Source organism: Streptomyces sp. NPDC001204, from assembly GCF_053598035.1.
This window is the reverse complement of the sequence record NZ_JBSFJL010000010.1, coordinates 45,675-67,858: the sequence shown is the minus strand read 5'-3', so window position 1 is coordinate 67,858 and position 22,184 is coordinate 45,675. Positions and strand designations below refer to the sequence as shown.

At 72.6% G+C, this 22,184-nt stretch carries 21 protein-coding genes and 1 pseudogene; 16 read left to right on the top strand and 6 right to left on the bottom strand.

What is annotated here, in order from left to right; genetic code table 11:
• Positions 1–186 precede the first annotated feature (186 nt).
• From ACWC91_RS16390 to ACWC91_RS16355, 8 genes are all read left to right on the top strand, one after another.
• The gene (locus tag ACWC91_RS16390; RefSeq protein ID WP_225076716.1) at positions 187–489 is read left to right on the top strand and encodes an urease subunit gamma; all 303 of its coding nucleotides are present in this window, start codon (positions 187–189) and stop codon (positions 487–489) included.
• Positions 486–806, top strand: coding sequence for an urease subunit beta (ureB, locus tag ACWC91_RS16385; protein WP_225076717.1), 321 nt, complete (start codon positions 486–488; stop codon positions 804–806). Before ACWC91_RS16390 ends, ureB begins: the two co-directional genes overlap by 4 nt.
• A gap of 1 nt (position 807) precedes the next feature.
• On the top strand, positions 808–2,511 hold the full coding sequence (locus tag ACWC91_RS16380; protein WP_225076718.1) for an urease subunit alpha: 1,704 nt from the start codon (positions 808–810) through the stop codon (positions 2,509–2,511).
• The gene (locus tag ACWC91_RS16375) at positions 2,511–3,176 is read left to right on the top strand and encodes an urease accessory protein UreF (RefSeq protein WP_225076719.1); all 666 of its coding nucleotides are present in this window, start codon (positions 2,511–2,513) and stop codon (positions 3,174–3,176) included. The genes ACWC91_RS16380 and ACWC91_RS16375 overlap by 1 nt, the downstream gene beginning before the upstream one ends.
• Positions 3,169–3,894 carry an urease accessory protein UreG gene (gene ureG / locus ACWC91_RS16370; protein ID WP_225076720.1) on the top strand — a complete coding sequence of 242 codons (726 nt, stop codon included), beginning with the start codon at positions 3,169–3,171 and terminating at the stop codon, positions 3,892–3,894. Before ACWC91_RS16375 ends, ureG begins: the two co-directional genes overlap by 8 nt.
• Entirely contained in the window at positions 3,891–4,637 is a 747-nt protein-coding gene (locus ACWC91_RS16365) for an urease accessory protein UreD (protein ID WP_225076721.1), read from the top strand. Before ureG ends, ACWC91_RS16365 begins: the two co-directional genes overlap by 4 nt.
• A 378-nt stretch (positions 4,638–5,015) precedes the next feature.
• On the top strand, positions 5,016–6,278 hold the full coding sequence (locus ACWC91_RS16360; RefSeq protein ID WP_225076722.1) for a MalY/PatB family protein: 1,263 nt from the start codon (positions 5,016–5,018) through the stop codon (positions 6,276–6,278).
• A gap of 261 nt (positions 6,279–6,539) precedes the next feature.
• Positions 6,540–7,661 (top strand): FAD-dependent oxidoreductase, encoded by a 1,122-nt coding sequence (locus tag ACWC91_RS16355; protein ID WP_225076723.1) that lies wholly within the window; start codon positions 6,540–6,542, stop codon positions 7,659–7,661.
• 58 nt (positions 7,662–7,719) lie between these two features.
• Here the strand turns inward: ACWC91_RS16355 and ACWC91_RS16350 are convergent, their stop codons facing one another.
• The 5 genes from ACWC91_RS16350 to ACWC91_RS16330 all read right to left on the bottom strand — a co-directional run bounded on the left by ACWC91_RS16350 (position 7,720) and on the right by ACWC91_RS16330 (position 12,882).
• The gene (locus ACWC91_RS16350; protein WP_450642699.1) at positions 7,720–8,343 is read right to left on the bottom strand and encodes a DUF305 domain-containing protein; all 624 of its coding nucleotides are present in this window, start codon (positions 8,341–8,343) and stop codon (positions 7,720–7,722) included.
• Positions 8,344–8,445: 102 nt separating this feature from the next.
• Positions 8,446–8,850: a DUF6153 family protein gene (locus ACWC91_RS16345; protein ID WP_225076725.1), complete on the bottom strand. Its 405-nt coding sequence runs from the start codon at positions 8,848–8,850 to the stop codon at positions 8,446–8,448.
• Between the two features lie 367 nt (positions 8,851–9,217).
• Positions 9,218–11,491 (bottom strand): heavy metal translocating P-type ATPase, encoded by a 2,274-nt coding sequence (locus ACWC91_RS16340; RefSeq protein ID WP_225076726.1) that lies wholly within the window; start codon positions 11,489–11,491, stop codon positions 9,218–9,220.
• Positions 11,492–11,579: 88 nt separating this feature from the next.
• On the bottom strand, positions 11,580–11,852 hold the full coding sequence (locus tag ACWC91_RS16335) for a heavy-metal-associated domain-containing protein (protein WP_225076727.1): 273 nt from the start codon (positions 11,850–11,852) through the stop codon (positions 11,580–11,582).
• Between the two features lie 310 nt (positions 11,853–12,162).
• Complete coding sequence (locus ACWC91_RS16330) at positions 12,163–12,882, bottom strand: FAD binding domain-containing protein (RefSeq protein WP_450642700.1); 720 nt, start codon at positions 12,880–12,882, stop codon at positions 12,163–12,165.
• Between the two features lie 427 nt (positions 12,883–13,309).
• Here ACWC91_RS16330 and ACWC91_RS16325 point away from each other — a divergent pair, with 427 nt between their 5' ends.
• A complete protein-coding gene (locus ACWC91_RS16325) occupies positions 13,310–14,344 on the top strand; it encodes an alpha/beta hydrolase (protein ID WP_450642701.1) in 1,035 nt (344 codons plus the stop codon).
• 112 nt (positions 14,345–14,456) lie between these two features.
• On the opposite strand, the gene ACWC91_RS16320 is transcribed toward ACWC91_RS16325, so the two are convergent.
• Positions 14,457–15,107: a TetR/AcrR family transcriptional regulator C-terminal domain-containing protein gene (locus ACWC91_RS16320; RefSeq protein WP_225076730.1), complete on the bottom strand. Its 651-nt coding sequence runs from the start codon at positions 15,105–15,107 to the stop codon at positions 14,457–14,459.
• A 73-nt stretch (positions 15,108–15,180) separates the two neighbouring features.
• On the opposite strand from ACWC91_RS16320, the gene ACWC91_RS16315 reads away from it, so the two are divergent.
• The 7 genes and pseudogenes from ACWC91_RS16315 to ACWC91_RS16285 all read left to right on the top strand — a co-directional run bounded on the left by ACWC91_RS16315 (position 15,181) and on the right by ACWC91_RS16285 (position 22,101).
• A complete protein-coding gene (locus ACWC91_RS16315) occupies positions 15,181–16,566 on the top strand; it encodes an FAD-dependent oxidoreductase (RefSeq protein ID WP_450642702.1) in 1,386 nt (461 codons plus the stop codon).
• A 95-nt stretch (positions 16,567–16,661) separates the two neighbouring features.
• Positions 16,662–16,908: pseudogene (locus ACWC91_RS16310) on the top strand (hypothetical protein); the annotation flags it as partial.
• A gap of 63 nt (positions 16,909–16,971) precedes the next feature.
• The gene (locus ACWC91_RS16305) at positions 16,972–18,555 is read left to right on the top strand and encodes an ABC transporter substrate-binding protein (protein ID WP_450642703.1); all 1,584 of its coding nucleotides are present in this window, start codon (positions 16,972–16,974) and stop codon (positions 18,553–18,555) included.
• A 20-nt stretch (positions 18,556–18,575) separates the two neighbouring features.
• Positions 18,576–19,544, top strand: coding sequence for an ABC transporter permease (locus ACWC91_RS16300; protein ID WP_225076858.1), 969 nt, complete (start codon positions 18,576–18,578; stop codon positions 19,542–19,544).
• The gene (locus tag ACWC91_RS16295; RefSeq protein WP_376500331.1) at positions 19,534–20,421 is read left to right on the top strand and encodes an ABC transporter permease; all 888 of its coding nucleotides are present in this window, start codon (positions 19,534–19,536) and stop codon (positions 20,419–20,421) included. Before ACWC91_RS16300 ends, ACWC91_RS16295 begins: the two co-directional genes overlap by 11 nt.
• Positions 20,418–21,437 (top strand): ABC transporter ATP-binding protein, encoded by a 1,020-nt coding sequence (locus tag ACWC91_RS16290; RefSeq protein WP_225076734.1) that lies wholly within the window; start codon positions 20,418–20,420, stop codon positions 21,435–21,437. Before ACWC91_RS16295 ends, ACWC91_RS16290 begins: the two co-directional genes overlap by 4 nt.
• On the top strand, positions 21,430–22,101 hold the full coding sequence (locus ACWC91_RS16285; protein WP_376500327.1) for an ABC transporter ATP-binding protein: 672 nt from the start codon (positions 21,430–21,432) through the stop codon (positions 22,099–22,101). The genes ACWC91_RS16290 and ACWC91_RS16285 overlap by 8 nt, the downstream gene beginning before the upstream one ends.
• Positions 22,102–22,184 lie beyond the last annotated feature (83 nt).

Sequence of the window (22,184 nt, the reverse complement as noted above, 5' to 3'; positions counted from 1 at the left end):
GTCCTTCCACCACTCCCTCCATGACCAAAATTTGTCTGCTTTGCCCGTATAAGACGGGTCATAAGGATAGAAAGGGACTTATCGCGGTGCGGTGAAAGTTGCCACAGCGGCATCGGGCGGCCTATAAGAGGAGCATGACCGGAGTGATTCCGGAATTCGGGCAACTGCCCGCTACGGAGGATTCCCATGCTTCTGACTCCGTCCGACACGGAGAAATTGCTGCTGAGCGTCGCCGGAATGGTCGCCCGTGACCGGCGGGAGCGCGGCGTGCTCCTCAATTACCCCGAGGCCGTCGCGCTCCTTTCCTGCTGGGCGATGGAGCGGGCCCGCGAGGGCGCCCTCGTCAGCGATCTGATGGCCGAGGGGCGCACCGTCCTCACCCGCGCCGAAGTACTCGAAGGCGTCCCCGAGATGCTGCACGACGTCCAGGTCGAGGCGACCTTCCCGGACGGGCGCAAGCTCGTCACGATCACCTCGCCGATCCCGTGATCCCCGGCGAGATCCGGACCGGTTCCGGCGTACTGCACATCAATGAGAACCGCGCACGGCTTCAGATGACCGTGGTGAATGACGGCGACCGCCCCATTCAGCTCGGATCACATCTGCATTTCCCCGACGCGAATCCCTCACTTTCTTTCGACCGGTCTCTTGCCGAGGGTTTCCGGCTCGATATTCCCTCCGGCACGTCCCTGCGTTTCGAGCCCGGAGTCGGCGTCGAGGTCACCCTCGTCGAACTGGGCGGCCGCCGGGAGGTGCCCGGCATCGTCGTGCCCGGCACCCGGACCGCACGAACGGACGACATGTGACATGGCAGAACTGACCCGCGCGGCCTACGCGTCGCTCTACGGGCCCACCACCGGCGACCGCGTCCGCCTCGCCGACACCGACCTGTGGATCGAGGTCGAGGAGGACCGCTGCTTCGGCGGCGACGAGTCCGTGTTCGGCGGTGGCAAGTCCCTGCGCGAATCCATGGGCCAGGCCACCGCCTCACGCGCCGACGGCGCCCTCGACCTCGTCATCACCAACGCCGTCGTCCTCGACCACTGGGGCGTCGTCAAGGCGGACGTCGGTGTCCGGGCGGGCAGGATCGTGGCGCTCGGACGCTCCGGCAACCCCGACATCAGCGACGGTGTCCACCCCGACCTGGTGATCGGACCCGGCACCGACGTGGTGTCCGGCGAGGGCCGCATCCTCACCGCCGGAGCCGTCGACACCCACGTCCACTTCCTGATGCCCGAGGCCCTGCACGAGGCCCTGGCCACCGGCACCACCACCGTCATCGGCGGCGGCACCGGCGCCACCGAGGGGTCCAAGGCCACCACGGTCACCCCCGGCCCGTGGAACCTCGCGATGATGCACCGCTCGCTGGACCGGGTGCCGCTCAACGTCATGCTGTTCGGCAAGGGTTCGACCGTCGGCGAGGACGGTCTGCGCGAAGCGGCGCTCGGCGGCGCCGGCGGCTACAAGGTCCACGAGGACTGGGGCGCGACGCCCGCCGCCATCGACGCCGCGCTGAAGGCCGCCGACGCCCACGGCCTCCAGGTCGCCCTGCACGCCGACAGCCTCAACGAGGCCGGCTACGTCGAAGGCACCCTCGCCGCCATCGCCGGACGCGGTATCCACGTCTTCCACGCGGAGGGCGCGGGCGGCGGCCACGCACCCGACATCATCACCGTCGCCTCCCACCCCAACATCCTTCCGGCGTCGACCAATCCGACGCTTCCGCACACCGTCAACACCGTCGCCGAGCACCTCGACATGCTGATGGTGTGCCACCATCTGAACCCGCGGGTGCCGGAGGACCTGGCCTTCGCGGAGTCCCGCATCCGCGCGACCACCATCGCCGCCGAGGACGTCCTGCACGACATCGGCGCCCTGTCCATCACCTCCTCCGACGCCCAGGCCATGGGGCGCATCGGTGAGGTCGTCTGCCGCACCTGGCAGGTCGCCCACACCATGAAGCGGCGCTTCGGCGACCGGGGCGGCGAACTTCCCGCCGACAACGAGCGCGCCCGCCGCTACGTCGCCAAGTACACGATCTGCCCCGCCGTCGCCCACGGCATCGACCACGTCGTCGGCTCCGTCGAGCCGGGCAAGCTCGCCGACCTGGTGCTGTGGGACCCGGCCTTCTTCGGCATCCGCCCGGCCGCAGTGATCAAGGGCGGCATGGTGGTGTACGCGCCGCTCGGCGACCCCAATGCCGCGATCCCCACCACCCAGCCCGTCCTGCTGCGGCCCACCGCCGCGGCCGGCGCCGCCCCGCACCTGTCGGTCAGCTTCGTCGCCCCGGCGGCCCTGGAGGACGGCCTGGCCGAACGTCTCGGCCTTGTACGGGAGTTGGTGGCCGTGCGGCCCACCCGCCACCTCACCAAGGCGGACCTGCCGAACAACACGGCGCTGCCGGACATCGACGTCGACCCGGAGACGTTCGCCATCCGGATCGACGGCGAGCTCGTCGAGCCCTCCCCCGCCACCGAACTGCCGCTCGCCCAGCGGTACGCGATGTTCTGATGCCGGGCCTGGCACCCCTGCTGCTGGGCGACGGCCGGCTCCCGGTCGGCGCGTACACCTACAGCGCCGGACTGGAACCGGCCGTCGCGGCGGGCCTCACCCGCGACGACGTGCCCGCGCTGCTGCGCGCCCGGCTGCGCACCGCGGCCGTCACCGAGGCCGCCGCGGCCGTCCTGGCCCTGCGGGCCGCCCGGGCGGACCCGGTGGACTACGAACCCGTGCAGCGGGCCCTCGCCGCCCGCACCCCGGCGGCGCCGCTGCGGGAGGCGTCGGCGACGCTCGGCCGCGGGGTGCACCGGCTCGCGCGGCGGCTGGCCCCGGACCACCCGGCCGTCACCGCGCTGTCGTCGATCCGCCCGCGCCCGCTGCGGCCGGTCACGCTCGGCGCGCTCGGAGCCGTCATGGACGTCTCCGAGGAGGAGTTGGCGCACGGCGTGATCTACGACGAACTCCAGACGATCACCTCGGCGGCCCTGAAGCTGCTGCCCGGCGACCCCCTCGACACGGTCGCCTGGATCCTCGCCGCCGAGCCGGACGCCACGGCCGCGGCGCACGAGGCCCTCGCGGTACGGAACCCGGCCGCACTGCCTGCCCGTACCCCCCTGCTCACCGAACAGTGGGCACTCGAACACGCACGCCGAGAACGGAGACTCTTCCTTGCCTGACCAGCAGCCCGACCAGCACCACCACCGGCCGTCCGGCACCCCGCGCGCCCCGCGCGCCCTGCGACTCGGCGTCGCGGGCCCCGTCGGCACCGGCAAGAGCTCGATCCTGGCCACGCTGTGCCGTGAGCTGGCCGGCGAACTCGCCATGGCCGTCGTCACCAACGACATCTACACCGACGAGGACGCCCGCTTCCTGCGCTCGGCCGGTGTGCTGCCGACGGAGCGCATCCGCGCGGTGGAGACGGGCGCGTGCCCGCACACCGCGATCCGCGACGACGTCAGCGCCAACCTCGACGCGGTCGAGGACCTGGAGGAGGCGTTCGGGCCGCTGGACCTGGTGCTCGTGGAGAGCGGCGGCGACAACCTCACCGCGACCTTCAGCCCGGCCCTGGCCGACGCCCAGCTGTTCTGCATCGACGTCGCGGGCGGCGGCGACGTGGCACGCAAGGGCGGCCCCGGCATCACCGGCGCCGACCTGCTGATCGTCAACAAGACCGATCTGGCGCCGCATGTCGAGGTCGACGTGGACGCCATGGTCGCCGACGCCCAAAACGCCCGGGGCGGTCTGCCGGTCCTCGCGCTGTCCAGGAAGGACCCGGCCTCGATCGCCGAACTCGCCGACTGGGTACGCTCGTTGCTCGCGCGCCACCGGGCCGGCACCCATGTCCCCACCGACCCGGGACCGATGGCACCGCACAGCCACAGCCACGACTCGTGACCGGGGGCACGGTGGCCCGCGGCGAGCCGGCCGACCCCACGGTCGTCGCCGTGGAGCGGGAGGGCGCCGGCCGCCAGCTCGTCCGCGAACTGCGCCCCGGCGCCTTCCTCGCCCCCCGCCCCCTGCTGCCGGCCCCCGACCGGATACGGATCGCCCTGGTCGGCACCCGGGCCGGTCTGCTCGCGGGCGACGACCTGCTGCTGCGCATCTCGGTCGGCCCCGGGGCCCGCCTGGAACTGATCGAGTCGTCCGGCCTGGTCGCCTACGACCACCGCGGCGGCACCTCACGGTGGCGGGCCCGGGTCGACATCGCCGAGGACGGCGAACTGGTCTGGGACGGCAAGCCGTTCGTGGTCGGCGACGGCGCCCGGGTGGAACGCTCGATGGACGTCGCGCTGGCGGCCGGGGCCCGGATGCTGTGGCGGGACACCCTGGTCCTGGGGCGTTCCGGCGAGCGGGGCGGCAGCGTACGGGCGACCGCACACGTCACCCACGACGGGCACGACCTGCTGGTCGAGGACCTGGACCTGACGGAGCCGGACCTGCGCGAACTCCCGGGCATCCTCGGCCCCCACCGCGTCATCGGCTCGGTCACCTGCCTCGGCTCCCGTCCCCGCGGACCGCACCACCCGTACCGCATGGAGCTGGCCGGACCGGGGGCGCAGGTGCGGCTGCTGGACACGGTGGCACCGGCGATCGAGGCGGAGCTGGCGGCCGTCTGGGCGAGCTGGCGGAGCCGCTGACACCTACCGCCGTAGGTCCTGTCGTCAGATTCCCGTCGTCGCCCGAAGGGCGGCTCCGCGGCGTCTGGCGCGTGCTCTCGGCGTGCCGGGCGGAAGTCCTCGTACTGGACGTACTTGGGCTTTCGCCCGGTGGGGCGGGAGTGCGTGCCAGGCGTCGCGGGGCAGGCGGGAATTTGACGACAGGGCCCGGCCGTACGGCCCGCGGGGCCGGCCCCACCGGCGGCCGGTCCGGCAGCCACCCGCACGGTTCCGCGTGACGGCGGGGGCCGGCACCCCTCGATGACCTGCTGACCGGCACACGGGGGCCGGGGTACCGTCCAGCCAGACGACCACACCGCACCGCCGAGGCCCGGTCCGCCCGGGCGAGGGGAGCACCGCATGAGCGAGTCCACCCACCAGGCAGTCGCCGGGCCCGACGACGGCGGCCGGACCGATCCGCTCGTCCAGTTGTCCATGGAGCAGTTGCGGCAGCGGTCCAGCATGAAGTGGCGCGCGCACCCGGAGGACGTACTGCCGCTGTGGGTGGCGGAGATGGACGTCCCCCTGGCACCCGCGGTCGCCGACACCCTGCACCGGGCCGTCGCGCTGGGAGACACCGGATACCCCCACGGCACCGGCTACGCCGAGGCCCTCGCCGCCTTCGCCGCCACGCGATGGGGGTGGGACGGCCTGCGCGTGGAGAACACGGCGCTCGTGCCCGACGTGATGATGGGCATCGTCGAGATCCTCCGCCTCGTCACCGGCCCCGGCGACGCGGTCGTCGTCTGCTCACCCGTCTACCCTCCGTTCTACGCGTTCGTCACGCACGACGGCCGGGAGGTCGTCGAAGCCCGTCTCGGCCCCGACCTGCGCATCGACCTCGCCGGCCTCGAGGACGCCTTCATACGCGCACGGCGGAACGGCCGCCGCGCGGCGTTCCTGATGAGCAACCCGCACAACCCGACCGGTGTCGTCCACACCCGCGCGGAACTCGAGGCGATCGCCGCGCTCGCCCGCAGACACGGTGTCCGGGTGGTCTCCGACGAGATCCACGCCCCGCTGGTGCTGCCCGGCGCCGTCTTCACGCCCTTCCTCTGCGTTCCCGGCTCGGAGAACGGCTTCGCGCTGACCTCCGCGTCCAAGGCCTGGAACCTGGCCGGCCTCAAGGCCGCCGTGGCCATCGCCGGCACCGAGGCCGCGGAGGACCTGCGCCGGATGCCCGAGGAGGTCGGCCACGGCCCCAGCCATCTGGGCATCCTCGCCCACACGGCGGCGTTCCGCGACGCGGGCGACTGGCTCGACGAGCTGCTGCTCGGGCTCGACGCCAACCGGAGCCTGCTGGGCGAACTGGTGAAGGAGCACCTCCCGGACGTGGGGTACGTCCCGCCCCAGGGCACCTACCTCGCCTGGCTGGACTGCACAGGCCTGGGACTGCACGACGACCGTCCCACCGACGGACCCGGCGTCGTGAGCGACCTCGCCGGACCGGCGAAGCTGTTCCTGGACGAGGCTCGCGTCGCCCTCAGCTCCGGACACGTCTTCGGCAGCGGCGGCGCGGGATGCGTACGCCTCAACTTCGCGACCTCACCGGCGATCCTGCGTCAAGCACTCACGCGCATGGGCCGCGCGGTGGCAGGCCTCGGGCGGGCACCCCGCCCCTGACGCCGCCGGCAGCCCCCGGAGTCGACCCCCAGCCGCTCCGCCAGGCGCTGCACGCCCTGGCGCGTCCGGTGCGTGTGCAGGTGGTCGGGCTGCCGCGGAAGTACGGCCCGGCGACCGCCACCCCGGTCATGGCCGGACGTGAACTGCGGGCCGTCGGCCCATTGCTCCTGGCGAATGCGCTGTATACGGTGTGTGCACTGCATCCAATGGGAGCGGGGAACACGGACGGCCGCAGTGGCACAGATGAAAGGGGCTCATCCCATGCACGCTTCCGGCAAAGCCGACCACTATGACGTCCTCGTCGTCGGCGGGGGCGCCGCCGGCTCCGCCGCCGCCTGGCAGCTGACGAAGCGCGGCCACCGCGTCTGCCTGCTGGAACGGTTCGCACCCGGTCACCGGGCCGGCAGCTCGCACGGCAGGTCGCGGCTGCTGCGGCTGACCTACACGGATCCTCTGTACGCGCGGATGGCCGCCGAGGCGCTGCGCATGTGGCACCGGCTCGAGTCCGAGAGCGGCGTCGACCTGATCGCCACCGTGGGGGCCGTGGACGGCGGCCGCGCGGAGCGTCTGGAGCAGGCCGCCGTCGCGCTGGCCGGTGAGGGAGCCGACTACGAGGTGTTCACCGAGCACCAGGCGCGGTCGCGCTGGCCGCAGCTCGCCCTGCCGGGTGACGTGCTGTTCCACCCGGACGCCGCCCGCGTCGACCCCGACGCGACGCTCCCGGCGCTCCAGCACCTCGCCGCCCGTTCCGGCTGCCGGATCCTGTACGACACGCCGGTGACCGCGCTGGAGACGGACGCGGACGGAGTCCGTGCCCGCACGCCCGCGGGCACGTTCACCGCACCCGTCGCGGTCGTCACCGTCGGCCCGTGGACGAGCCGGCTGCTCGACGGTCTCGTCACGCTGCCGGAGCTGACGGTGACCCAAGAGCAGGTCTTCCACCTGCCGCAGCGCGATCCGGACGCCGCCTGGCCCGCCTTCAGCTTTCAGCACGAGGACGGAGGCATCGTCTACGGCATGCCCACGGCCGACGAGGGCGTCAAGGTCGCCGAACACCTCGGCGGGCGGGTCGTGGACCCGGAGACCCGGGACGGGATCGTGGACGCCGCCGCCCGCGGCCGGGTCCTGGCGTTCGCGGCGGAGCGGCTGCCCGGTCTGGAACCGGTCGTCTCCACGGAGACGACCTGCCTCTACACCAGCACGGCCGACGAGGACTTCCTGCTGGACCGGGTGGGCCCGCTGGTCGTCGGCACGGCCTGCTCCGGGCACGGCTTCAAGTTCACGCCGCTGCTGGGCCGTATGCTCGCCGACCTCGCGGAGGGCGGCACCGAGCCCCACCCGCGCTTCCGGCTCCCCTCCCCCGCACCGGCCGACCGCGCCTGACCTTCACGGGAACCCGGAGGCGGGCCACCGGCCTCCGGGTTCCCGTCGGCTTGAACGATCAGCTCTTGCCGAGGAGCTCGTTCATCTCCTCGATCTCGGCGTTCTGCGCGGTGATGATGTCGTCGGCCGTCTTCCTGGCCGGCCCGTAACGGCCGTTGGCCTTCTCGGTCGTGGCCATCTCCACGGCGCCCTCGTGGTGCTCGGCCATCATGGTCAGGAACATCCTGTCGAAGTCCGCACCGGACGCCTTCGCCAGCTTGTCCATGTCCTGACCGTCCATCATCCCGGGCATGCCCGCGTGACCGGAGTGGTCCATACCCGGCATGGCGGAGGGCACCTTCGCGCCCCAGGACTCCAGCCAGCCGGACATCGTCTCGATCTCCGGGTCCTGGGCCTTCTCGATGCGGGCGGCCAGGTCCTTGACCTCGGCGGAGGACGCCCGGGTGGCGGCCGTCCGCGCCATCAGGACGGCCTGCTGGTGGTGCGGGATCATGCCCTGGGCGAAGGACACGTCCGCGTCGTTGTGGGCGCCGGCCGTGCGCTCGGCGCTCGCCGCCGAGGACGACGTCCGCGTGTCGGCGCCGCTTCCGGAGTCGCTGCCGCAGGCGGCGAGAGCGAGGGCGGCGGTCACGGCCGTCGTGACGAGCGCGGCACGGCGGACGAGGGAACGGGTGCTGGTCATGCTGGTACTCCTGCGATGCGCGAAGGATGCTGCGCCGGTGGGGCGCGGGACATGGCGGAATGCCGCGGCGGCCCTCAGGGGCGGGCGCGGCCAGGCCTTGTCCTAGATCCGCAGGACTTGCAGTTCGGCCGGCGTGGGCGGCGCGCGTCCGCCCTCCCCGGCGGCGGCAAAGGACCCGTGCCCGCCGAAGGCGAGCGGGACCGGACCCGCGGGGTCGGGCATCAGGGCGGGAAGAACCGGGCCCGCGGCAAGGGCTCCGGACGCACACGTCGAGTCCGCGTGACGGACGTGCCCGCCACCGCCGCCGTGGCAGACGGACTCGTCGCCGCCCGTCGCCATGCCCATGTGCGCCGAGGCGGCGGAGGCGTGACGAGCGCCGACGGCTGCCGCACCGCCCGGCGCGAGGGCGTGCATCCCCAACAGCCCGGCCAGCAGCCCGAGCACCAGCAGCGCCCGCCACCGCCCCACTGGCGGTCGCTCACGGCGCTGTCGTGCACGGGCTGTCACGGCTCTCATCCTACGGACACCCGGCAGCCGCACTGAGGCGGCCGTGTTCCCGAGGGCTCCGTCCGGCCGATGTGCGCGGCCAGGGCCTGAAGCAGGGCCACGGCGGCTATGCGCGTCACCGGATGGGCGACTCCCTTGCGAAGCACGGCCCATGAGGCCGACGAGACGGGCGGGGCCGGTGGATGCGTCATCATCGGGTCCCTTCGGTCGACGAGGGGTGAGCCGAGGGCGTCCGTCGCCCCCGGAGGGACGGCGGACGCCCTGCCGCGATGCCCGCTCACGGCTCCCGGCTCCCGGCCCCCGGCTCCCGGCTCCCGGCTCCCGGCCCCCGGCCCCCGGCCCCCGGCCCCCGGCCCCCGGCGGGAGGTCAGTGGCCGATGGCCCGGAAACGGCGCAGGCGCAGGCTGTTGCCGACCACGAAGACCGAGGAGAAGGCCATCGCGGCGCCCGCGATCATCGGGTTGAGCAGTCCGGCCGCGGCCAGCGGAAGCGCGGCGACGTTGTAGGCGAAGGCCCAGAAGAGGTTGGAGCGGATGGTGCCCAGCGTCCTGCGGGCGAGACGTATGGCGTCGGCCGCGACCCGGAGGTCTCCGCGGACCAGGGTCAGGTCGCCGGCCTCGATCGCGGCGTCCGTGCCGGTGCCCATCGCCAGACCCAGATCGGCCTGGGCGAGTGCCGCCGCGTCGTTGACGCCGTCGCCGACCATGGCGACCGAACGCCCCTCGCCCTGAAGGCGCTTGACGACGTCGACCTTGTCCTGCGGCAGGACCTCGGCGATGACGTGCTCGGGTGCGATGCCCGTCTCCGCCGCGACGGCCTCGGCGACGGCCCGGTTGTCGCCGGTGAGCAGCACGGGGGTCAGGCCGAGGACGCGCAGCCGGCGGATGGCCTCGGGGCTGGTCTCCTTGACCGCGTCGGCGACTTCGAGCACGGCACGCGCCTCGCCGTCCCAGGCGACCGCGACGGCCGTACGACCGGCCGCCTCGGCGGCCTCCTTGGCGCGTCGCAGGCCGTCGGGCAGGGACATCGCCCACTCGGCCAGCAACTGCTCGCGCCCGACGAGGACGGCGTGCCCCTCGACGACTCCCTGGACACCGAGTCCGGCGATGTTGGCGAAGTCCTCCGGGACCGGCAGGGTGCCCACGCGGTCCGCGGCTCCGGTGGCGACCGCTTGGGCGATCGGGTGCTCGGACGCGTGTTCCAGGGCGCCGGCGAGCCGCAGGACGTCCGTCTCGTCGGTGCCGTCGGCCGGGTGCACGGCCAGCAGGGTCATCCGGCCGGTGGTGACGGTGCCGGTCTTGTCCAGGACCACGGTGTCGACCTTGCGCGTGCTCTCCAGGACCTCGGGACCCTTGATGAGGATGCCCAGTTGCGCGCCGCGCCCGGTGCCGACCATGAGGGCGGTCGGTGTGGCGAGCCCCAGGGCGCACGGGCAGGCGATGATCAGGACGGCGACCGCGGCGGTGAAGGCGGCGGTCAGTCCCGCGCCGTCGACGAGCCAGAAGCCGAGCGTGGCCAGGGCCAGCGCGATGACGACGGGAACGAAGACTCCGGAGATCCTGTCGGCGAGCCGCTGCGCCGCGGCCTTGCCGTTCTGGGCGTCCTCCACCAGCTTGGCCATCCGGGCGAGTTGGGTGTCGGAGCCGACCCGGGTGGCCTCGACGACCAGCCGTCCGCCCGCGTTCAGGGTGGCGCCGGTGACGGCGTCCCCGACCGCGACCTCGACCGGGACGGACTCGCCGGTGAGCATCGAGGCGTCCACGGCGGAGGCGCCGTCGACGACGGTGCCGTCGGTGGCGATCTTCTCGCCGGGACGGACGAGGAAGCGATCGCCGACCTTCAACTCCGTTACGGATATGCGTTCTTCGCGCTCACCGCGGAGAACGGTGACCTCCTTGGCACCCAGCTCCAGCAGGGCCCTGAGCGCCGCGCCGGCCTTGCGCTTGGACCGGGCTTCGAAGTAGCGGCCGGCGAGGATGAACGCGGTCACGCCGGCCGCGGCCTCCAGGTAGATGTTCCCGGCGCCGTCGCTGCGGGCGATGGTCAGCTCGAAGGGGTGGGTCATGCCGGGCATGCCCGCGGTGCCGAAGAACAGCGCCCACACCGACCACAGGAACGCCGCCGAGGTGCCGACGGAGATCAGCGTGTCCATGGTGGCGGCGCCATGACGGGCGTTGGTCCAGGCGGCCCTGTGGAACGGCCAGGCGGCGTACGTCACCACGGGGGCCGCCAGGGTCAGGGACAGCCACTGCCAGTACTCGAACTGGAGGGGCGGGATCATCGCCATCGCGATCACCGGCACGGCGAGCACGACCGCGGTGGTCAACCGCTGCCGGAGCGGCTGGAGTTCGTCGGGGCCCTCCCCCGCCGGGCCTGCCGAGCGGTCGGCCCGCTCCGGCTCGGCACGGAGGGGCTCGGGTTCGCGCGCGGTGTACCCGGTGGCCTCGACCGTGGCGATCAGGTCGGTCACGGCGACGTCCTCGCGGAAGGTGACTTTCGCCTTCTCGGTGGCGTAGTTGACGGTCGCCTCGACGCCGTCCATGCGGTTGAGCTTCTTCTCGATGCGGGCGGCGCACGAGGCGCAGGTCATGCCGCCGATGGCGAGTTCTACCTCGGCGGCACCGGACGTGGTGGTGGTCATGTCTGTTCCTCGCAGCTCACGGTCACGGCGGGTGCGGATGGCGGGAGGGGCGGGGCCGGGGCCGGGACGCCTCCCCGGTGACGTGCGGTCAGGTGCCGACGCGGCCGGCGTAGTCGTAGCCGGCCTCGTCCACGGTCTCGGCGAGCAGCGACTCGAACGTCGCGTCGGGGGCGGTGGCGGTCGTCACCGTGACGAGCCCCGTGCCGATCTCTACCTCCACGGCGATGACGTCGTCGAGCGCGCCCACGGCCTTGGCGACGACCCCCTGGCAGTGGGCGCTGCCGACACCGTCCACCTTGTAGACGGTCCTGATCCGGGCGTCGGTGTGGCAGCTTCCCTCGGGCGTGCAGCAGCCGGACATCGTTTCCTCCTCGTCTCATCGGATACCCCATGGGGGTATCCGGCACGCGTTCATGTATACCCCCCACCCGTATTCGAGGCAAGGGCTCATCCCCTCCGAATCAATACCCCGCGGGGGTATCTGACGTGCGTCGAGCCGCCTAGGAACGTCCACTGGCGAGACCGACGGCAGGGCGCGGCAGAGCGCGGTGGGAACGCGGTGGGAGAAGGAGACGGTGAAGCGCCGGGCCCGTCCGTCCCGGGACGGACGTGGACGTACGCCTGGCCCCGCCGGACGGCCGGGGCCAGGCGCGAGCCGCCTACTCAGTCACTCAGTGCGCGCCACGCCCGCCCAGCAGGCCGGCGATCTGTGAGCGGACGACTTCCCACGTGGCGGCGGGCAGCTCACCGAGGGCCGTCCCGCGCAACCCGCTCAGGACCTCTTCCACGTCGGTGGCGCGCAGGGCACTTCCGCCGAGCACGTCGTAGCCGTCGCGGACGGCGACCCTCAGTCGGTCGCCGTCGTCGTCGGCATGCACCGCCGAGGCGACCACGAGGGGCGGCGGTCCGCCCGCCTCGCCGTCCAGCTTGCGGTAGGCGCAGGCGACCGGCTCGCGCCAACGGAGGCTGAGCAGGACGGGCCGCTTGGCCACCACCTCGGACAGATCGGCCTCACGGACGCCGTCGGGCTCCAGCACCGTAGCCCGGGCGTCCAGGACGAGCGCGGCGGGCAGCAGGCAGCGCAGCGTACTGCCGACGAGGTTGCCGCCGACCGTCGCCGTCCGCCGCACGGCACCGGTGCCCACCGTGGCGGCCGCCAGCCGCAGCACGTCGGGAACCCGCTCGTCGATCCGGTTCAGGACCACGGCGCCGCCCAGGGTCCGCCGCCCCACGACGTTGGCCTCCGGCAATTCGCGCAAGGACATGGCCAGTTCGGGGAATCCGTCGCGCTGCCAGGTGGCCCAGACGAGGGTCGCCCCGCCGATCGGGACGGCGCCCTCGGCCAGGCACTCCCGTGCTTCGGACACGGACGTGGGCAGACGCAACAGCACAGCGACCGACCTGCCTTCCTGGGACGCCGGACGAAGGCGGCGGGCAGTGCCGCTGCCGCGGCTCCCTGCCCGTCGGCAGGCAGTCTTGTCGACCGGGCGGGGGCGCGCACAGGGCTCACACGAGCACGCGTGCGCCGGCAGCCGCGCCGCGTCGCGCGTCCCGCCTCACAGTCACCGGCCCGACCGGTCTGATCGGCCCGATCTCCCGGCGTCGGCCGTTCGCCGCGAACTCGATGGGCACACGATGTGCGCTTACGATGGGCACATCGGCTCGTAGGGCTTGAACGAGGGCCTTGAACCTTGGACAAGGACTCATTTCCCAGGGCCCGGGCGTTCAGTGGCACCGGCGCTTGCCGGCCGGGCGCCCTACGCCGCTCGGCACGCGCGTCTCAGCATGCGCTTCCCAGCATCGCCAAGGAGCATTGCCATGGCTGCTCAGTCCGCCTCAATCGTCCTGGAGCGCCCGGCGCAGGAACTCGCCGACGCGACCTCGAAGCACCCCTTCCTGTACGAGATGGAACCCGCCCAAGCACGCAGGGTCCTCGACGACCTTCAGGCCGCTCCGGTCGACAAACTGCCGGTCGACGAGGAGTGGATCACCGTACCGGCCGCTGTGGGCGACGTACGGGTGCGCATCGTCAAGCCGCAGGGCGTCACCGGGACGCTGCCCGTCGTGGTGTACATGCACGGCGGCGGCTGGGTGCTGGGCAACGCCGGCACCCACGACCGGCTGGTGCGGGAGCTGGCGGTCGGCGCCCGTACCGCCGTGGCCTTCGTGGAGTACACGCCTTCCCCGGAGGCGCGCTACCCCGTGGCCATCGAACAGGGCTACGCCACGGCGCAGTGGATCACGCGTGAGGGAGAGTCCATGGGGCTGGACGCCCGGCGCATGGCGGTGGCCGGCGAGTCGGTCGGCGGGAACATGACGGCGGCGCTCGCCCTGATGGCCAAGGAGCGCGGCGACGTCAGGTTCGTGCACCAGTCGATGTACTACCCGGTCACGGACGCGGCGATGGACACCGACTCCTACGACCAGTTCGCCACCGGCTACTACCTCAGCCGCAAGCTGATGGAGTGGTTCTGGGACGCCTACACCACCGACCCGGAACAGCGCGCTGAGATCACCGCGTCCCCCAACCGTGCGACCCCCGAGCAGCTCAACGAACTGCCCCCCGCCCTGCTGGTCGTCGACGAGGCGGACGTGCTGCGCGACGAGGGCGAGGCGTACGCCGCCAAGCTGCGCGCCGCCGGCGTCCCGGTCACCACGGTGCGCTACGACGGCACGGTGCACGACTTCATGATGCTCAACTCGCTCAGCCAGTCCAAGGCCACCCGGGCGGCCATCGACCAGGCCGTCACGTTCCTGCGCGAAGCCCTCGGAACGGCTGACACCCCCGGAACGGCTCAGGAGCTTTCCTCCGGGAGCCCTGACTCCGGTCGGCGCGGGTTCCGGCGCGGGTGAGGAGCGGGCGACGTCGCCACGTCCCGAACCGCGGAGGTCGGGACCCGGCGTCCCGCGAGCGGCGGCGCGCACGCGACCGCGCCGCCGGGACTCACCGTCCTACGCGCCGTCCTCAGTCGATTCCGTACCGCGTGGCGATGCCGTCGATCACGAGTTCCAGTCCCTCCGCGAAGTGCTGCTCGTAGTCCGCGAAGATCTCCGTGCCCGCGGCAGCGGACAGCGGGAAGTCCGCCATCATCTTGGCGCGTTCGCCGATGTCGAAGCCCTCGCGCCGTTCGTCGGGCAGCGGCTCGACGCCCTGCTCCTCGGTGACGAAGCCGAGCGTGTAGAGATACGTGGTCGTAGTCGCGCGCACCGCCTGGGCGAGAGTGAAGCCGGCGGCCGTGAACAGACGCAGGTTGTCCTCCATCTGCTCGGCGTGCTCCATGCCGGTGAAGCGTGAGCCGCTGAAGACCTTCGCGCCGTCGCGGTAGCCGCGCAGCGCCTCGCGCAGACCGCGGTTGGACTTGCGCAGCCGTTCCCGCCAGGTGTCCGCAGGGTCGAGAGGGGTCCCCGCGATCATCCGGCGGTACATCTCCGTGGCCATCTCGTCGAGCAGGGCCTGCTTGTCCTTGAAGTGCCAGTACAGGGCGGGTGCCTTGACGCCCAGCTCGCGGCCGATGGCGCTCAGCGTCAGGCCCGCCAGGCCCACCTCGTTCAGCAGGGCCAGGGCGGCGTCCGCGACCCGCTTGCGGTCGAGAGGCAGGCGTGGTTCCGAGTTCACGCTTGACAGCTTAACGGCGTTAAGTCCATCGTCGTGACGGACCCCACTTAACGACGTTAAGGAGTATCGGCGCATGACCGCACAGGTGGACGTACTGATCGTGGGCGCGGGCCCCAGCGGACTGACCCTCGGTATCGATCTGGCCCGGCGAGGGGTGGACGCGCTCGTCGTCGAGCGGGCCGACGGGCTGTTTCCCGGCTCGCGGGGCAAGGGGATCCAGCCGCGCACCCTGGAGGTCTTCGACGACCTCGGCGTCCTGGACGCGATCCGCGCGGCCGGCGGCACCTACCCGGTCGGGGTGATCTGGCAGAACGGGCGCCGGACGGGCGAACACCGGATGTTCGACCCGGTGCAGGCGACCGAGGACTCGCCGTACGCGGAAGGGTGGATGGTGCCGCAGTGGCGTACCCAGCGGATCCTGCTGGCACGGCTGGAGGAGATGGGCGGGCGGGTCGTCTTCGGCCGGGAGGTCGTCGGCCTCGCTCAGGACGAGGACGGGGTGACCGTGCGCTTCGCCTCCGGCGCCGCTCTGACGGCGAGGTACGTGGTCGCCGCCGACGGGGGCCGCTCGACGGTGCGCCGGGCGTTGGGCATCGGCATGACGGGCGAGACGGTCGATCCGAGCCCGATGCTGGTGGCTGACGCCCGCATCACCGGTCTGGACCGCGACAACTGGCACATCTTCCCGGCCGGCAGGGAGGGCGACGGCTTCATGGCGATCTGCCCGCTCGCGGGTACGGAGGACTTCCAGGTCGTGGCCGGGTTCCCGGAAGGCACCGTGGTGGACCTGTCCCTCGACGGCATTCGCAAGGTCGTCGCCGCCCGTTCGCATCTCGCCCCGGAGGACGTGACCGAGGTGCGGTGGGCCTCGGACTTCCGCCCCCGGGCGGCCCTGGCGGACCGCTTCCGTGAGGGCCGGGTCTTCCTCGCCGGGGACGCCGCTCACATCCACTCGCCGGCCGGTGGCCAGGGCCTCAACACCAGCGTGCAGGACGCCTGCAACCTGGGCTGGAAGCTGGGCGCGGTGCTGCGGGACGGTGTGCCCGACTCCCTCCTCGACACCTACGAGGAGGAACGGCGCCCGATCGCCGCCGACATGCTCGCGCTGTCGACGAGCGTTCACCGCGGCGAGACCCGCCGCGGCGGGGCGACCCGCCAACTCGGCCTCGGCTACCGGGCCTCCTCCCTCACGGAGGAGACCCGCCGGTCCCCGGGCCCCGTGCGGGCGGGCGACCGAGCGCCGGACGGGACGGTGGGCGGGATCCGGCTGTTCGACGCGTTCCGGGGACCGCACTGGACCCTGCTGACGGCGGACGGGGACACGGCGCACCAGGGGTACGGCGCGGGGGTGTTCCTCATCCGCCCGGACGGCTACGTGGGCTGGGCGGGAGAGAGCACTCAGGGACTGGCGGAGTACGCGAGGCGCGTGGGGGCCGAGGGCGCGCACCGGATCCCGTAGCGAGCAGGACCGGACGCGTCCCCCGTATGTGGGAGCAGGCGGCCTCAAGGCTGATGACGTCGGCGTCGAGGTCGTCGACGGCCGCGAGGCCGGACGGCGTGTACGACGTCCACTCCCCCGCGTCCCGAGCGCCGAGGAGACCGCCGACCTCCTGCGCACCGGTCTGGAGGCCATCCCCGCCGAAGGCCGTGGGTCGACCCCGACCAAGCCGATCAGGTGGCAGGCGGCCCGGCCGGATGGTGCACCGTACCCCGCGCCCACCCGCCTCCGCACCTCCGCGTCCGCGAAGCGCCTGGTCAGCCGGACCGTTGGGGTGAACTCACACATCCGACCCCCGGGTGACCGGAGGCCCTATTGCGACTACTATGCAAAAGCATTTGGCCAGCATTAAGGATGTGAGGGTTCATGACCGTCCGACGGATACGGGCAGCCGCAGCGGTGGCGACACTCGTGGGAGCCGCCGCTTGCTCGGCCCCGGGGGGCGGTGCGGGCAGCGAGAGTGCGGCCGGCTCCGTCGTGGTCGGCGTGGCCTCCGAGCCGGACACCCTCAGTCCTCTTCTCGGCTACGGCAAGGACGGCAACTCCAAGATCTTCGACGGTCTGCTCGCCCGGGACGCCGACATGAAGCTGCGGCCGGCACTGGCGAGTTCGCTGCCCCAGGTGGGCGACGGCGGGCTCACCTACACCTACGCCCTGCGCGACGGCGTGAAGTTCAGCGACGGCAAGCCGCTGACCGCCGCCGATGTGGTCTTCACCTACCGGACGATCCTCGACGCGAAGACCAACAACACCGCCCGGAGCGAGCTGGACGCCATCAAGGAGGTGCGGGCCGACGGTGACGACAAGGTCGTCTTCACGCTCAAGTACCCGTACGCGCCGTTCGCGGGGCGCACGGTCCTGCCCATCGTCCCCCAGCACATCGCCGGGGGGCAGAACCCCAACACCGGCTCCTTCAACACAAAGCCGGTCGGCACCGGACCGTACGTCCTCACCGGCTGGAGCAAGGGCGAGAAGCTCACCTTCAAGGCCAACCCCGGCTACTGGGGCGGCGAGCCGAAGGTGAAGAAGGTGACGATCGCGATCGTCAAGGACGACGACGTGCGCGCCACCCGGCTGCGCTCGGGCGACCTCGACGGCGCGGTCCTGCCGCCCAACCTGGCCGCCACGTTCAAGGGCGACAAGACGAAGACGACGTACGACGCGAAGTCCTACGACTTCCGGGCTGTCACCCTCCCCCAGCGGAACAGGGTCACCGGCGACCGGGCGATCCGCCAGGCGCTGGACGCCGCCGTGGACCGCGAGGCCATGGTCGACAAGATCCTCGACGGGGCAGGACGCCCGGCCTATGGACCGCTGCCGAGCGACGACCCCTGGTTCGCGGAGGGCATCGAGCGACCGCAGGACCTGGCGAAGGCCAAGCGGACGCTGGATCAGGCGGGTTGGAAGGCCGGCAGCGGCGGCATCCGCGCGAGGAACGGTCTGCGGGCCTCCTTCACGCTCCTCTACCCCTCCGGCGACAAGGTCCGCCAGGACCACGCCCTCGCCTACGCCTCCGACGCCAAGAAGGCGGGCATCGAGGTGAAGGTGGAGAGCGCCACCTGGGAGGTGATCGAGCCACGGATGAGGAACGACGCCGTCCTCGCCGGACTCGACAGCAGCGGCGACCCCGACTTCGGCCTGTTCACCCTGCTGCACTCCTCCCTGGCCGGCGACGGCTTCAACAACATGGGCCACTTCGCCAACCCGGCCGTGGACAAGGCCCTCGACACCGGCCGCCGCAGCCAGGACACCGGCACCCGCCGGGCCGCGTACGACACGGTGCAGCGCGAACTCGTGAAGGACCCCGGCTACACCTTCCTCACCCACATCGACCACCTCTACGTGCTGGCCGACCGCTGGGACGGCCTGACCACGCAGGTCGAGCCGCACGAGCACGGCTTCGCCAGCGGCCCGTGGTGGAACCTCCAGGACTGGCAGCCGAAGAAGTGACCTCCCCGCTCTGGGCGGCGATGGCGCGTCTGGTGGCGCGGCGGCTGCTGTTCGCCGCCCCCGTCCTCCTCGTCGTCACCTTCGGCGTGTTCGCCATCGCCGCCGCCTCCCCCTTCGACCCGGTCAAGGCGTACGCGGGTACGGCGGCGCTCCGTGCCGACGGACAGACCCTCGAACGGCTGCGCGCCAACCTGGGCGTGGACCAGCCGTTCACCTCTCGCTGGTGGCACTGGCTGACCTCCGCCCTCTCCGGCGACCTCGGCGAGTCGAGCGTGATGCGGCAGCCGGTCACCCAGGTGATCGGTGAGCGGCTTGTGTGGTCCGCGCTGCTGTGCGCGGTCGCCTTCGCGGCGGCCGTGCTGGCGGGCACCGTGCTCGGCGTCCTCGCCGCCCGCCGGCCGGGATCCCTGCTCGACCGGGTCGTCACGTCACTCGCCTACTCCTTGGAGGCGGCGCCGGTCTTCTGGCTCGCCCTGCTGGCGATCTGGCTGTTCGCCCTCCAACTGGGCGTGCTCCCGGCCGGCGGGCTCACCGACACCGCGAGCGAACGGGTCACCACAGGGCAGGTGACCGGACATCTCGTGCTGCCGGCCGGGGTGCTCGCCGTCTCCCAACTGCCCTGGTTCACGCTCTACGTGCGCCAAGGCGTGGGCGACGCGCTGGCGGAGGACCCCGTACGCGGAGCCCGGGCCCGCGGGTTGAACGAGCGCACGGTGCTGATCGGCCACGCCCTTCGCTCGGGCCTGCTGCCGGTGCTCACCCTGGTCGGCTCCCGCGTGCCCGAACTCATCACCGGTGCCCTGCTGGTGGAGAGCGTCTTCAGCTGGCCGGGCATCGCCGCGGCGACCGTGGAGGCGGCCACCTCCGTCGACTTCCCGCTGCTCGCCGCGCTGACCACGCTGGCCACGGCCGCCGTCCTCGTCGGCAACCTGCTCGCGGACCTGCTCTACGGACTCTTCGACCCGAGGGTGAAGTTCAGTGACATGTGACGTTCCCGCCTCCCGGGACACCGTCTGGCGTTCGTACGGGACGAGGCGCCGCTCCACCCGCGCACTGCGGGTGCGCGGTTCCGCCGTGCTGGTCGCCGCGACCGTCCTCGCCGTCCTCGTCGTGCCACCGCTGGTCCAACTCGACCAGCAGGCCGTCGATCTGACCGCCAAGCTGCTGCGACCGAGCTGGGCCCACCCCTTCGGCACCGACGACCTCGGCCGTGACCTGCTGCTGCGCTGCGTCTACGGACTGCGCGTCTCCCTGCTCGTCGGAGTGGCCGCGGCTGTGACGGCCACCGTCGTCGGTACCGCCGTCGGAGCCACCGCCGGTGCGCTGGGCGGTTGGGTCGACCGCGGGATCATGCGGATCGTGGACACGGTCTCGTCCGTGCCCCACCTGCTGCTCGGCATCTTCATCGTCGCCATGTTCCGGCCGGGTGTCTGGCCGGTGATCGTCTCGGTCGCGCTCACCCACTGGCTGTCGACCGCCCGGATCGTCCGCGCCGAAGTCCTCTCCCTGCGCTCACGCCCGTACATCGACGCCGCCGTCTCCGGCGGCGCGTCCAGGTGGCGGGTGACCGTGCGGCACCTGCTGCCCGCCGTGCTGCCCCAGGCCGCGCTCGCCGCGGCGCTGATGGTGCCGCACGCCATGTGGCACGAATCGGCGCTGTCCTTCCTCGGGCTCGGACTGCCCACGCACATGGCGAGCCTGGGCACCCTCATCCAGGGCGCGCGGGGCTCGCTGCTGGCCGGACAGTGGTGGCCGACCCTCTTCCCCGGCCTGTTCGTCATCGTCCCGACCCTCGCCATCGCCGGACTCGCCGGAACCTGGCGGGAACGGATCAACCCCCGCCGCCGATCGGAGCTGATGCTGTGACCGAGCGATCGCCCGTGCTGTCGGTGCGCGGACTGTCGGTGCGCTTCCTCATGCCCGGCGGGCGCCGTGTCGCCGCCGTCACCGACGCTCACTTCGACGTCGCGGCCGGCGAGTGCCTGGCCCTGATCGGCGAGAGCGGCTGCGGCAAGTCCGTCCTCGCCTCCGCCCTGCTGGGGCTGCTTCCCGGCAACGCCGAGGCAGCCGGGGAGGCGAGGCTCGGCGGCCTCGACCTGCTCTCGGCCGACGAACGGACCCTCGCAAGGACGGTACGGGGCCGGCTGGTCGGGCTCATACCGCAGAGCCCGGCCGCCCATCTCACGCCCGTGCGCACCATCCGCTCCCAGCTGGAGGAGACGGTCGCCGCACTGACCGGGGTCCGCGGCCACGCGGCCGTACGCTCCGCCGCGCGGGCGGCCGCCGAACGCGCCGCGTTCCCCGCGGATCACCTGGACCGCCACCCGCACGAGCTGTCCGGCGGCCTGGCCCAGCGCGCCGCCACCGCCCTGGCCCTCGTCGGTGACGCGCCGCTGCTGCTCGCCGACGAACCGACCACCGGGCTCGACCGTGACCTGGCGGACCGCACGGTCGACGAACTGCGACGCCACCTCGACCACCCGGACAAGCCGGACGCCGCGGGGCGCGGCCTGCTGATGATCACGCACGACCTGGCCGCGGCCGAACGGATCGCCGACCGGATCGCCGTCATGTACGCGGGCCGGATCGTCGAACTGGCCGACGCGGAGGTGTTCTTCGGCGCGCGCGGCCCCCGCCATCCCTACAGCCGCGGCCTGCTCCAGGCCCTCCCCGACAGGGCCTTCACCGCCATCCCCGGCCTGCCGCCCGAACTCGGTGCCCTCCCCGAGGGCTGCGCCTTCGCCGCCCGTTGCGACCGGGCCGACGACGCCTGCGCCGTACCGCCGCCGACAGCCGGCAGGGTCGCCTGCCACCACCCCCACCCCGCCTCGGCAACCGGCGGGGAAGCATCCCAGGGAGCATCGGAGGACGTGCATGCTTGAACTGCGCGCCATCACCGCGGGCTACGACCGGCGGAATCCGGCGGTACTGGATGTCTCACTGACCGTCGCGCCCGGTGAAGCGGTCGGCCTGCTCGGCCCCAGCGGCTGCGGCAAGTCCACGCTCGCCCGGGTCGCTGCCCTGCTGCACCGTCCCGACTCCGGCACCGTACTGCTGGACGGCGAGTCCGTACGAGGGTGGCGCCACCGCGCCCCGCGCCCGCTGCGCACCGCCTTCGGCGTGGTCTTCCAGCAGCCCCGTCTCTCCGCGGACCCGCGTCTGACGCTCACCGACCTGATCGCCGAGCCCTTGCGGGCCACCGGCCGACGCGACGAGGTGCGGGAGCGCGTCACCGAACTCGCCGGAAGGGCCGGTCTGACCCCCGACCTGCTCGGCAGACGACCGCACGAGGTCAGCGACGGCCAGCTCCAACGCGCCTGCCTGGCCCGGGCCCTCGTCCTGAGCCCCCGCTGGCTGATCTGCGACGAGATGACCGCGATGCTCGACGCCTCCACGACGGCCGCCCTGGTCGCGGTCGTCGAGGACTACCGCGCCGCCACGGGCGCGGGCCTCCTCGCCGTCGGCCACGACCGCGCCCTGCTCCACCGCTGGTGCGACCGCACCGTCCACTGGGACACGCTGTCGGCCGCCGGCCGGGCGCACTAGGCGTCGTTGATCCGGGCCCGGAACGTCCCGCCTGCCTCCGACCGCTCGCTGCCCCGACGCAGCCCCGGAACACATCGCCCGCA

Bases quoted from the DNA above. Each gene is read 5' to 3' on its own strand.
- ACWC91_RS16390 (WP_225076716.1), top strand. From the start codon at position 187: ATGCTTCTGACTCCGTCCGACACGGAGAAATTGCTGCTGAGCGTCGCC.
- ACWC91_RS16380 (WP_225076718.1), top strand. From the start codon at position 808: ATGGCAGAACTGACCCGCGCGGCCTACGCGTCGCTCTACGGGCCCACC.
- ACWC91_RS16375 (WP_225076719.1), top strand. From the start codon at position 2,511: ATGCCGGGCCTGGCACCCCTGCTGCTGGGCGACGGCCGGCTCCCGGTC.
- ACWC91_RS16360 (WP_225076722.1), top strand. From the start codon at position 5,016: ATGAGCGAGTCCACCCACCAGGCAGTCGCCGGGCCCGACGACGGCGGC.
- ACWC91_RS16355 (WP_225076723.1), top strand. From the start codon at position 6,540: ATGCACGCTTCCGGCAAAGCCGACCACTATGACGTCCTCGTCGTCGGC.
- ACWC91_RS16350 (WP_450642699.1), bottom strand. From the start codon at position 8,343: ATGACCAGCACCCGTTCCCTCGTCCGCCGTGCCGCGCTCGTCACGACG.
- ACWC91_RS16340 (WP_225076726.1), bottom strand. From the start codon at position 11,491: ATGACCACCACCACGTCCGGTGCCGCCGAGGTAGAACTCGCCATCGGC.
- ACWC91_RS16335 (WP_225076727.1), bottom strand. From the start codon at position 11,852: ATGTCCGGCTGCTGCACGCCCGAGGGAAGCTGCCACACCGACGCCCGG.
- ACWC91_RS16325 (WP_450642701.1), top strand. From the start codon at position 13,310: ATGGCTGCTCAGTCCGCCTCAATCGTCCTGGAGCGCCCGGCGCAGGAA.
- ACWC91_RS16315 (WP_450642702.1), top strand. From the start codon at position 15,181: ATGACCGCACAGGTGGACGTACTGATCGTGGGCGCGGGCCCCAGCGGA.
- ACWC91_RS16305 (WP_450642703.1), top strand. From the start codon at position 16,972: ATGACCGTCCGACGGATACGGGCAGCCGCAGCGGTGGCGACACTCGTG.
- ACWC91_RS16300 (WP_225076858.1), top strand. From the start codon at position 18,576: ATGGCGCGTCTGGTGGCGCGGCGGCTGCTGTTCGCCGCCCCCGTCCTC.
- ACWC91_RS16285 (WP_376500327.1), top strand. From the start codon at position 21,430: ATGCTTGAACTGCGCGCCATCACCGCGGGCTACGACCGGCGGAATCCG.